This is a genomic window from Streptomyces sp. NPDC058751, assembly GCF_042746485.1.
Lineage (GTDB): Bacteria > Actinomycetota > Actinomycetes > Streptomycetales > Streptomycetaceae > Streptomyces.
In genome coordinates, this window is sequence record NZ_JBHYPZ010000006.1 from 137,075 (window position 1) to 147,625 (window position 10,551).

Consider the following 10,551-nt stretch of genomic DNA (forward strand, 5'->3'; position numbering starts at 1 on the left):
CCGGGTGACCCGTGTGTGATCGATCACAAGGACGATTTTTGGCTCATCTACTCTCTGTGATCATGTGAGCTGCTGGAAGGCCGGGAAAATCCGGGTTTTCGGGGGTCCCGATCACGGGAAGTACACGGTGGGGCGCCTTTGAAGTGCGACCCCGGGACCGTGTACGGTCCGCATCGCCATCCAAGCCGATCACTCTTGATGAGTCCGGTTGGGTGTCGATTGAGTAACAGACCTTGATGTGAGGCAAAATCTCCGCCTCGGGTCGGGCACAAGTCCGGCCTCTCACGCGTTACGTGCGCTGGAGACACCGCAGACACCCAGAGGGGGAGAGCGACAATGGCAACGGATTACGACACCCCGCGCAAGACCGACGACGACGTCGACTCGGACAGCCTTGAAGAACTGAAGGCCCGCCGGAACGACAAGTCGACCTCGTCCGTCGACGTAGATGAGTTCGAGGCCGCGGAAGGCCTGGAGCTGCCCGGTGCGGACCTCTCGAACGAGGAGCTGGCCGTCCGGGTGCTGCCCAAGCAGCAGGACGAGTTCACCTGCATGAGCTGCTTCCTGGTGCACCACCGCAGCCAGCTGGCCCGCGAGAAGAACGGTCAGCCGATCTGCCGCGACTGCGACTGAGGCAGGGTCGGCCGTGACCGGCTCGACCCCGCCTTGGAAGCGCCGTCTCCCCTCCGGGGCGGCGGACGAGGGGCCCTCCAGGGGCCCTGACGGCGTGCGTGACGACGAGCGGGGCTCTTCCGGACAGGGATCAGCCTCGCTCGACCGGGCGGGCGCCACAGGCGGCCTGACGGCCCCCACGGACGCTCCCTCGCCCGTCGCGAGGCGTCGCGTGGAGGCTGTCCGGAAGGGCCTCAGGAGGGGCGTCACGAGAAGCGGCGTCCGGGCCAGGGCGGGCCTCGCGTACGTCACCGAGCGGATCATCGACATCGCCCCGAGGGTTCCCGTGAGGGACCTGGCCACCCTCCGCAGACAGTTCCCGGGTCTCGGCCCGGAGGAGATCGCGGACAAGCTCGTCGCGGGCGCCGCCGCCGCGACGTCCACCGTCGGTGCCGGGGTCGGCGCCGCCGCGATGCTGCCGGTGCCGCCCGCCATGCCCACGGAGCTGGCCGCCGAGATCACCGCCGTCGCCGCGATCGAGCTGAAGCTGATCGCCGAACTCCACGAGGTCTACGGCCTGCGCCCCCGGGGCAACCTCAAGCAGCGCAGCATGGCTTATCTGCAGTCCTGGTCGGGCGAGCGCGGTATCGACGTGGCCAAGCCCATGACGATCAACGCCGCGCTGGGCGGCCAGATGAAGCGCGAACTGCGCCAGCAGATCATGAAGCGGACGGTCCGGGACCTGCCCAACCTGATGCCGTTCATGGTCGGAGCGGCCGTGGGCGCGGTGATGAACCGCCGTGACACCAGGCGCGTGGCGGGTCACATCCGCAAGGACCTGCGCAAGATGCAGGTGCCCTGGGACGCGCTCCCGCAGCTGCCGCCGCTGGAGAAGCCGACGGATCCGGTGCGCATCGGGGAGATCCCCACCGACCTGGGCGGCTGAGGCCGTCCGCGAGACGACCGCCGACGGCCCTTCCCACGGGCGTGGCGGACCGTTCCCGTCACCGGCTCACCGGCTCACCGGCCGGGTCCGGCAGTGGCCGTCTCGGCTCCGCTCAGCTCTGCGCGGGACGGGCCGGATCCTGGACCGAATCCCGGGCCGCCTCCAGGGCGGCCGCCAGGCGCTCCGGCTCCCGCGTCGACAGGTACAGGTAGGGCGTCGGGTCCGCCGGGTCCGTGACCTGGACGCGCAGCGCCGTGGGGATGTACGAGCGCAGGAGCATGAAGGCGCGGGTGTCGGCCTTGTGGGTGCGCCAGGCGCGCGCTTCCTCCGCGTCCATGATCTCCGCGTCGCCGAGGGCCGGGACCGGGATCCTGGCATCGCCGGCGATCAGCGCGTCACCGACCACGCGGATGCGGACCGACCCGTACGCACTGGCCGCGACCGCCGCCACCGCGGTGCCGCCGACGAGCGCTCCGAGCATCGGCAGGGTGCCGAACGGCAGGAAGACCAGGGCCAGCGCGAGCCCGACCAGGAAGCTGATCACCCACCACGACCGGGGTGCGGTGAGGCGTTCTTCGTACGGGGAGGCGGAGAGCTGCATGACGCCAAGCTTGGCACGGTGCGAAGACTTGGTGGACGCGCGGGTAAGGTCTGCGGCTGTGAGTGGTACTTCCGCAGCTCTGACGCCTCCCGCCGACGCCGTCGCGCCGGTGCGGCACCCTGACGCGCCCGCCCCCGGAGAGCTCCTCGGAGCACACTACGAACACTGTTTCGGGTGCGGTGGAGCGCAGCCCCACGGACTCCATCTGGAGGCCCGCGCGGGCGACGGCGTGAGGATCACGGCCGAGTTCACCGTGCGGCCCGTCCACCAGGGCGCCCCGGGCCTCGCGCACGGCGGTGTCCTCGCCACCGCGCTCGACGAGACGCTCGGCTCGCTGAACTGGCTGCTGCGGACGATCGCCGTGACAGGACGCCTGGAGACCGACTTCCGCCGCCCCGTGCCCGTCGGCACCGTGCTGTACCTGGAGGCCGAGGTCACCGCGGTGGCCGGGCGGAAGATCTACTGCACCGCCACCGGGCGGACCGGCGGCCCCGAGGGGCCCGTCGCCGTCCGCGCGGACGCCCTCTTCGTCGAGGTGAAGGTCGACCACTTCATCGACAACGGCCGCCCGGAGGAGATCCGCGCGGCGATGAGCGACCCGGACCAGATCCGGCGAGCCCGTGCCTTCGAGGTGAACCCGTGACCCGTGGCCCCGGGGCCGGCGAGCCCCGTCCGGAAGTCGCCGTCATGATCAGGCGCGTCGATCCGGAAGTCCCGCTCCCCGAGTACGCGCACCCCGGTGACGCGGGAGCCGATCTGCGCACCACGGAGAGCCGCGAGCTGAAGCCCGGCGAACGGGCCGTGCTGCCGACGGGAGTGTCCATCGCCCTGCCCGAGGGGTACGCGGCCTTCGTGCACCCGCGCTCGGGCCTCGCCGCCCGCTGCGGCGTCGCCCTCGTGAATGCCCCGGGGACGGTTGATGCCGGGTACCGTGGGGAGATCAAGGTGATCGTGGTGAATCTCGATCCGCGCGAGTCGGTGCGGTTCGAGCGCTTCGACCGGATTGCTCAACTGGTCGTCCAGCAGGTCGAGAAGGTTCGCTTCCAGGAGGTCGCGGAACTTCCCGACTCGGCGCGGGCCGCAGGGGGCTTCGGGTCCACCGGCGGTCATGCCGCCGTGGACAGCACAACGGGTGGGAATCGATACGCTTCGGTCGTATCCGACCGGGAAGGACAGTGACGTGTTCGGACGTCGCAAGAAGGGCAGTGCCGCCGAGGACGCGGCGGGCGAGGCCGAGCAGGTCGTCGACGGCGTCGACACTGAGGCGGACGAGTACGGGGAGCGCGAGCGCGTGAGGCTCGAGCCCGAGCCGCGCCCCGACGGGCCCTGGGACAGCACGGAGGTCCGTGAGCCGGCCGAGGGCCGGGTCGACCTCGGAGGCCTGTTCGTGCCCGGGGTCGACGGGATGGAGCTGCGGGTCGAGGTCGCGGGCGACGCGATCGTCGCGGCGACCGTCGTCGTCAACGACAGCGCCGTGCAGCTCCAGGCCTTCGCCGCTCCCAAGCGCGAGGGCATCTGGGGCGAGGTGCGCGAGGAGATCGCCTCCGGGATCACCCAGCAGGGCGGTGTCATCGACGAGGTCGAGGGCCCGCTGGGCTGGGAGCTGCGGGCGCAGGTACCGGTCCAGCTGCCGGACGGCACGGGCGGTTTCCAGGTCGTGCGGTTCGTCGGGGTGGACGGTCCCCGCTGGTTCCTGCGCGGAGTGATCTCCGGGCAGGGCGCGGTGCAGCCGCAGGCCGCGGGTCTGCTGGAACAGATCTTCCGGGACACGGTCGTCGTCCGCGGCGACGGCCCGATGGCCCCGCGCGACCCGATCGTCCTGAAGCTGCCGAACGACGCGCAGATGGTTCCCGAGGGCGTTCAGCAGGAGGACCAGGGCTCCCGCTTCTCCGGCGGCATGGGACAGCTGCAGCGCGGACCGGAGATCACCGAGGTCCGCTAGGGATTCAGGGACAGACGAAGAACCCGGCAACAGGAGGGCCGCATCCCCAGGGGTGCGGCCCTTTGCCGTGCCCGGGTTCCTACGGGCGTCCGTCCGGATCTCCGCAGAAGGCTCGCGCCCGCCCGAGTTCCTGAGCGCGCCTGAGTTCTTGTACGTGAACGACGACTGAACAGCTGGTCTTTCCTCAGGCCTTGACGGAAGCCTGGTCCGTACCTATGGTCACCGGCCAGCGCACCATGTTCAGCATCCCGTGTGCAGTTCACATACAAGAATGGATGGCTCTGCATGTCCGACACCCCCACTCGGCATCGCCGCAGCCGGCGCCCGGCCTTCCTCGTCACCGTCGCCGCAGCGACCGCCGCACTGGTCGGCACCCTCCTGTCCTGGCCCGGCGCGCACCCGGCCGACGCGGCGCCCGCGGCCTTCGTCCACCCCGGAGTCACCGTCTCCAGGGGACAGCTGGACTTCGCCCGAACCCAGGTCCTGGCCGGCGCCCAGCCCTGGAAGGGCGCCTACGACCAGATGGCGGCGAGCAAGTACGCCTCTCTCACGCGCACCCCCGCGCCCCGCGCGACCGTCGAGTGCGGCTCGTACTCCAACCCCAATCACGGCTGCACGGACGAGCGCGAGGACGCGATCGCCGCGTACACCGACGCCCTCGTCTGGTACGTCACGCGCGACGACCGGTACGCCAGGAAGGCCATCGAGCTGATGGACGCCTGGTCCGCGGTGATCAAGTCCCACACCAACAGCAACGCGCCCCTGCAGACCGGCTGGGCGGGCTCCTCCTGGCCCAGGGCCGCCGAGATCATCAAGCACACGTACACCGGCTCATGGCCCAACTCCGGCCGCTTCGCCACCATGCTGCGCGACGTCTACCTGCCCGGGATCATCAACGGCTCCAATTCCAACGGGAACTGGGAGCTGTCGATGATGGAGGCCGCAGTCGGCATCTCCGTGTTCCTGGAGGACAAGACCTCGTACGACAAGGCCATGGCGAAGTTCCGGACGCGCACCGCGGCGTACGTCTACCTCTCCACCGACGGCGCCGTGCCGAAGACCGTGCCGAGCCAGAACCTCGACACCACCGCGAAGATCGTCGGCTACTGGCAGGGGCAGTCCACCTTCGTCACCGGGCTCACCCAGGAGACCTGCCGGGACCTCACCCACACCGGCTACGGCATCTCGGCCATCTCCCACGTCGCCGAGACCAGCCGTATCCAGAGGCAGGACCTGTACGGCACCGACGTCGGCGAACGGCTGCGCCAGGCGCTCGGCTTCCAGTCGAAGTACCAGCTCGGCACGGCCGTGCCGAGCTGGCTGTGCGGCGGCTCGCTGAACCTCGGGCTCGGCCCGGTCACCGAGGTCGGCTACAACGCCCTGCACAACCGCCTGGGCATCGCGATGACCAACACCCAGGCGCTCACCCGGCAGAACCGCCCGGCCGGCAGCAACAACCTCTTCGTCGCGTGGGAGACGCTGACGCACGGCGACAATCCCGCGTGAACCGAATCCGGGGTCCCGTCCGATGAGGAGATGAAGGACCGGGCGTCCGGCCGGAACACCGGCGCCCGGTCCACCGGGAACCACGGGAAGCGAGCGGACATGTACCGGACCGTCACAGTCACCACCACTGCCACCACCCGCGGCATCAGGGTTGCGTCAAGGACGTTCCCGCGCGGGCCGCTCGTCCCGTTCGCCGGGAATCGTGGCCGTAAGGTCGACGCTGCGTACGCGGTGGTGACAGGAAGACAATGGGCTCATGGGACGCGGCAGGCTTCGGATCTACCTCGGTGCGGCACCGGGCGTGGGCAAGACCTACGCGATGCTGTCCGAGGCGCACCGCCGCGTCGAGCGCGGGACGGACTGCGTGGTGGCGTTCGTCGAGCACCATCACCGGCCCCGCACCGAGGTGATGCTGCACGGACTGGAGCAGGTGCCGCGCAGGGAGCTGGACCACCGGGGCGGCGTCTTCACCGAGATGGACGTCGAGGCCGTGCTCCGGCGCGCCCCGGCCGTCGCCCTGGTGGACGAACTCGCCCACACGAACGTGCCCGGGTCCCGTAACGCCAAGCGCTGGCAGGACGTGGAGGAACTGCTGACCGCCGGCATCGACGTCGTCTCCACCGTCAACATCCAGCACCTGGAGTCACTGGGCGACGTCGTCGAGTCGATAACGGGTGTGCGCCAGCGCGAGACCGTGCCGGACGAGGTGGTGCGGCGGGCGGACCAGATCGAGCTGGTCGACATGTCGCCGCCCGCGCTGCGCCGCCGGATGGCGCACGGCAACATCTACAAACCCGACAAGGTCGACGCGGCCCTGTCCAACTACTTCCGTCCGGGCAACCTCACCGCCCTGCGCGAGCTCGCGCTGCTGTGGGTGGCCGACCGGGCCGACGAATACCTGACCGAGTACCGCAGCGAACACCGGGTCTCCAAGATCTGGGGATCCCGGGAGCGGATCGTGGTCGGGCTGACCGGCGGCCCGGAGGGGCGGACGCTGATCCGGCGCGCCGTGCGGCTGGCCGAGAAGGGGGCGGGCGGCGAGGTCATGGCCGTCTACATCGCCCGCAGCGACGGTCTCACCTCCGCCTCGCCCAAGGAGCTGGCCGTCCAGCGCACCCTGGTCGAGGACCTCGGCGGCACCTTCCACCACGTGGTCGGCGACGACATCCCCGCCTCCCTGCTGGACTTCGCGCGCGGGGCCAACGCCACCCAGGTCGTGCTCGGCTCCTCCCGGCGCAAGACCTGGCAGTACGTCTTCGGGCCCGGCGTCGGCACCACGGTCGCCCGGGAGTCCGGACCCGACCTGGACGTCCACATCGTCACCCACGACGAGGTCGCCAAGGGGCGCGGTCTGCCGGTGGCGCGCGGAGCACGGCTCGGGCGCTCCCGGATCATCTGGGGCTGGGCGGTCGGCGTCGGCGGCCCCGTGGCCATGGCCCTGCTGCTCAACACCATCGACCTCGGCCTCGCCAACGACATGCTGCTGTTCCTGGCGGTCACGGTCGCGGCCGCCCTGCTCGGCGGACTGCTCCCGGCCCTCGTCTCGGCGGCCTTCGGCTCACTGCTGCTGAACTACTTCTACACACCTCCGCTGCACCGGATGACCGTCGCCAACCCGAAGAACATCGTCGCCATCGTGGTCTTCGTGGGCGTCGCCGTCGCCGTGGCGTCGGTGGTGGACCTGGCGGCCCGCCGTACCCACCAGGCGGCGCGGCTCCGGGCCGAGTCGGAGATCCTCTCCTTCCTGGCGGGCAGCGTCCTGCGCGGCGAGACCAGCCTGGAAGCCCTGCTGGAGCGCGTCCGGCAGACCTTCGGGATGGAGTCGGTCGCCCTCCTGGAGCGCGCGGGCGGCATCGACCCGTGGACGTGCGCGGGCAGTGCCGGACCGGCGCCCGCGACCCGGCCCGAGGGCGCGGACGTCGACATGCCGGTCGGCGACCACATGGCGCTCGCCCTGTCCGGACGGGTGCTGCCCGCCTCCGACCGGCGGGTGCTGGCCGCCTTCGCCGCGCAGGCCGTGGTGGTCCTGGACCGCCAGCGCCTCCAGCACGAGGCGGACCGGGCCAAGGAACTGGCCGAAGGCAACCGCATCCGCACCGCCCTGCTGGCCGCGGTGAGCCACGACCTGCGCACCCCGCTCGCCGGGATCAAGGCGGCGGTGTCGTCGCTGCGCTCCGACGACGTGGCCTGGTCGGAGGAGGACCGGGCCGAACTCCTCGAGGGCATCGAGGACGGCGCCGACCGCCTCGACCACCTCGTGGGCAACCTGCTGGACATGTCCCGGCTCCAGACCGGCACGGTCGCTCCGCTGATCCGGGAGATCGACCTCGACGAGGTCGTCCCGATGGCGCTCGGCGGCGTCCCCGAGGACAGCGTGGTCCTGGACGTCCCCGAGAGCCTGCCGATGGTCGCCGTCGACGCCGGACTCCTGGAGCGCGCCGTCGCCAACCTCGTCGAGAACGCCGTCAAGTACAGCCCCGCCGGCGAACGGGTCCTGGTCGCCGCGAGCGCCCTGGCCGACCGCGTGGAGGTACGCGTGGTGGACCGCGGCCCCGGCGTCCCGGAAGACGCCAAGGACCGGATATTCGCGCCCTTCCAGCGCTACGGTGACGCCCCGCGCGGCACCGGGGTGGGCCTCGGCCTCGCGGTGGCCCGCGGCTTCGCCGAGGCGATGGGCGGCACTCTCAACGCCGAGGACACCCCCGGCGGCGGACTCACCATGGTGCTCACGGTCCGTGCGGTGGACCACGGTCCCGGACCGGCCGCCCGATCAGCAGTCGCAGAAAGGCAGGTTTCATGACCCGGGTCCTCGTGGTCGACGACGAGCCTCAGATCACCCGAGCCCTCGTGATCAACCTGAAGGCACGCAGGTACGAGGTCGACGCGGCCCCCGACGGAGCGACCGCGCTCCAGCTCGCCGCCGCCCGCCACCCCGACGTCGTCGTGCTCGACCTCGGCCTGCCCGACATGGACGGCGTCGAGGTGATCAAGGGCCTGCGCGGCTGGACCCGGGTGCCGATCCTGGTGCTGTCCGCCCGGCACTCCTCGGACGAGAAGGTCGAGGCCCTCGACGCGGGCGCCGACGACTACGTCACCAAGCCCTTCGGCATGGACGAACTGCTCGCCAGGCTGCGTGCCGCCGTCCGCCGCGCGGAGCCCACCGGGGGCGGTGAGGACGACGTGATCGTGGAGGCGGCCGGGTTCACCGTCGACCTGGCGGCGAAGAAGGTGCACCGCGACGGGCGGGACGTCCGGCTCACTCCCACGGAGTGGCACCTGCTGGACGTGCTGGTCCGCAACACGGGCCGGCTCGTCGGCCAGAAGCAGCTGCTCCAGGAGGTCTGGGGCCCGTCCTACGGGACGGAGACGAACTATCTGCGGGTCTACATGGCGCAGCTCCGCCGCAAGCTGGAGGTCGACCCCTCGCACCCGAAGCACTTCATCACCGAGCCGGGGATGGGATACAGGTTCGAACGGTGACGCGGTCACGCCCCGTCGATCGTCCGAGTCGCCCGTGCGAGCGAGGGCGGTCGCCCGGTCGGGCGGAGGCCACGGCCGGTTCCGGGCCGGCTCCGCGGCCGGTTGGGGCGGCGGTGCCGTGGGTACGAAGCTGTCGGTGCCCCCCGGTACGCTTTCGGTATGAGTGCTGTTCCTCGTTCCGAAAAGCCGGCGGGCCGCTTCCGGCGCATGATGGACCGCCTCTCCTCGTCCCAGCAGGACCTGGAGTCCGAGGAGCTGCGGGAGGACACGGCGACCGTGGGCTGTACCCGTATCGGTGACTGCCACGACCGGCAGGTGGTCACGGTTGCTGGTACCTTGCGCACGGTCACTCTGCGACCGAGAGCCGGTGTCCCGGCCCTGGAGGCCGAGCTGTTCGACGGCTCGGCCGCCCTGGACGTGGTCTGGCTCGGCCGCCGTTCCATCGTCGGCATCGAGCCCGGACGCAAGCTGATCGCCTCGGGCCGTATCTCGATGAGCCGCGGCCGTAGGGTGTTGTTCAATCCGAAGTACGAACTCAGACCCCTCGGACGGGAGTAGCCGGTGACGTCGCTCGACAAGCCGACCGAAGACGCCCAGGACGCCCAGCAGGATGCGCGGGCGGTGACCGAGGCCGCACTCTTCGAGGCGTTCGGCGGCGTGCGCGGCATGGTCGAGACCGTGATGCCGGGCCTGCTCTTCGTCACCATCTTCACGATCAACAAGGACCTGCACTGGTCGGCGATCGCCGCCCTCACGGTGTCCCTGCTGCTCGTCGCCGTCCGCCTGGTGCGGCGCGACACCGTGAAGCACGCCTTCAGCGGTGTCTTCGGCGTCGCCTTCGGCGTGGTCTTCGCGATGATGACGGGCAACGCGAAGGACTTCTACCTGCCGGGCATGCTCTACACGCTCGGTCTCGCCGTCGCCTACATCGTGACCGCCCTCGCCGGCGTCCCGCTGATCGGCCTGATCCTCGGACCGGTCTTCAAGGAGAACCTCTCCTGGCGCACCCGCAACCCCGGCCGCAAGAAGGCGTACACGAAGGCCAGTTGGGCCTGGGGTCTGATCCTGCTCGCCAAGTGCGCGGTGCTCTTCCCGCTCTACTGGTGGGCCGACACCACCCAGTTCGGCTGGGTCCTGATCGCCCTGAAGATCCCGCCGTTCCTGCTCGCCGTCTGGCTCACCTGGGTCTTCCTGGCCAAGGCGCCGCCGCCCATCGACGTGTTCGCGGAGATGGAGGCCGAGGAGCAGGCGGAGAAGGAGCGCAAGGCCGCCCTCGCCGAGGAGCGCGGTGACGCCCCGGCCCCGGCCCGGCACCGCCGCCAGGCATGAGTCCGGCGGGGCCGAGAACACCTTCGGGTGACTGAGCCCGAACCGCGGTACGACGATGGGGGCGGCCCGCGGAAAAGCCCGGGGGCCCCCCCCAGGGACCCCCGCGGGTTTTCGGGGGTGGGGGCGCCAGCCCGA

General features: G+C 70.9%; 11 protein-coding genes. 10 read left to right on the plus strand and 1 reads right to left on the minus strand.

Annotation, left to right across the window (positions count from 1 at the left end; genetic code table 11):
• Nucleotides 1-336: 336 nt before the first annotated feature.
• Together ACFW6B_RS08490 and ACFW6B_RS08495 are read left to right on the plus strand one after the other, a co-directional pair.
• Nucleotides 337-633, plus strand: a complete 297-nt coding sequence (locus ACFW6B_RS08490) for a DUF4193 domain-containing protein (protein WP_003997302.1) — start codon at nt 337-339, stop codon at nt 631-633.
• A 13-nt stretch (nt 634-646) separates the two neighbouring features.
• Entirely contained in the window at nt 647-1,558 is a 912-nt protein-coding gene (locus ACFW6B_RS08495; RefSeq protein ID WP_386593391.1) for a hypothetical protein, read from the plus strand.
• Nucleotides 1,559-1,670: 112 nt separating this feature from the next.
• Here the strand turns inward: ACFW6B_RS08495 and ACFW6B_RS08500 are convergent, their stop codons facing one another.
• On the minus strand, nt 1,671-2,159 hold the full coding sequence (locus tag ACFW6B_RS08500; protein WP_386593393.1) for a DUF3093 domain-containing protein: 489 nt from the start codon (nt 2,157-2,159) through the stop codon (nt 1,671-1,673).
• A 58-nt stretch (nt 2,160-2,217) separates the two neighbouring features.
• Between ACFW6B_RS08500 and ACFW6B_RS08505 the strand changes: the two genes are divergently transcribed.
• From ACFW6B_RS08505 to ACFW6B_RS08540, 8 genes are all read left to right on the plus strand, one after another.
• Nucleotides 2,218-2,802: a PaaI family thioesterase gene (locus tag ACFW6B_RS08505; RefSeq protein WP_386593395.1), complete on the plus strand. Its 585-nt coding sequence runs from the start codon at nt 2,218-2,220 to the stop codon at nt 2,800-2,802.
• Between the two features lie 44 nt (nt 2,803-2,846).
• Nucleotides 2,847-3,338, plus strand: coding sequence for a dUTP diphosphatase (dut, locus tag ACFW6B_RS08510; RefSeq protein WP_151468823.1), 492 nt, complete (start codon nt 2,847-2,849; stop codon nt 3,336-3,338).
• 1 nt (nt 3,339) lies between these two features.
• On the plus strand, nt 3,340-4,101 hold the full coding sequence (locus ACFW6B_RS08515; RefSeq protein ID WP_386593397.1) for a DUF3710 domain-containing protein: 762 nt from the start codon (nt 3,340-3,342) through the stop codon (nt 4,099-4,101).
• Nucleotides 4,102-4,386: 285 nt separating this feature from the next.
• The gene (locus ACFW6B_RS08520; protein WP_386593398.1) at nt 4,387-5,607 is read left to right on the plus strand and encodes an alginate lyase family protein; all 1,221 of its coding nucleotides are present in this window, start codon (nt 4,387-4,389) and stop codon (nt 5,605-5,607) included.
• Nucleotides 5,608-5,863: 256 nt separating this feature from the next.
• Nucleotides 5,864-8,407, plus strand: a complete 2,544-nt coding sequence (locus tag ACFW6B_RS08525; protein WP_386593400.1) for an ATP-binding protein — start codon at nt 5,864-5,866, stop codon at nt 8,405-8,407.
• A complete protein-coding gene (locus ACFW6B_RS08530) occupies nt 8,404-9,087 on the plus strand; it encodes a response regulator (RefSeq protein ID WP_386593402.1) in 684 nt (227 codons plus the stop codon). Before ACFW6B_RS08525 ends, ACFW6B_RS08530 begins: the two co-directional genes overlap by 4 nt.
• Nucleotides 9,088-9,246: 159 nt before the next feature.
• The gene (locus tag ACFW6B_RS08535) at nt 9,247-9,645 is read left to right on the plus strand and encodes an OB-fold nucleic acid binding domain-containing protein (RefSeq protein WP_386593404.1); all 399 of its coding nucleotides are present in this window, start codon (nt 9,247-9,249) and stop codon (nt 9,643-9,645) included.
• A gap of 3 nt (nt 9,646-9,648) precedes the next feature.
• Nucleotides 9,649-10,416, plus strand: a complete 768-nt coding sequence (locus ACFW6B_RS08540; protein ID WP_386593406.1) for a DUF3159 domain-containing protein — start codon at nt 9,649-9,651, stop codon at nt 10,414-10,416.
• The last annotated feature ends 135 nt before the right edge of the window (nt 10,417-10,551 follow it).

Excerpts from the sequence above, each read along its gene's own strand:
- ACFW6B_RS08525 (WP_386593400.1), top strand. The coding sequence starts at position 5,864 with ATGGGACGCGGCAGGCTTCGGATCTACCTCGGTGCGGCACCGGGCGTG.
- ACFW6B_RS08535 (WP_386593404.1), top strand. The coding sequence starts at position 9,247 with ATGAGTGCTGTTCCTCGTTCCGAAAAGCCGGCGGGCCGCTTCCGGCGC.
- ACFW6B_RS08520 (WP_386593398.1), top strand. The coding sequence starts at position 4,387 with ATGTCCGACACCCCCACTCGGCATCGCCGCAGCCGGCGCCCGGCCTTC.
- ACFW6B_RS08490 (WP_003997302.1), top strand. The coding sequence starts at position 337 with ATGGCAACGGATTACGACACCCCGCGCAAGACCGACGACGACGTCGAC.
- ACFW6B_RS08500 (WP_386593393.1), bottom strand. The coding sequence starts at position 2,159 with ATGCAGCTCTCCGCCTCCCCGTACGAAGAACGCCTCACCGCACCCCGG.
- dut (WP_151468823.1), top strand. The coding sequence starts at position 2,847 with ATGATCAGGCGCGTCGATCCGGAAGTCCCGCTCCCCGAGTACGCGCAC.
- ACFW6B_RS08530 (WP_386593402.1), top strand. The coding sequence starts at position 8,404 with ATGACCCGGGTCCTCGTGGTCGACGACGAGCCTCAGATCACCCGAGCC.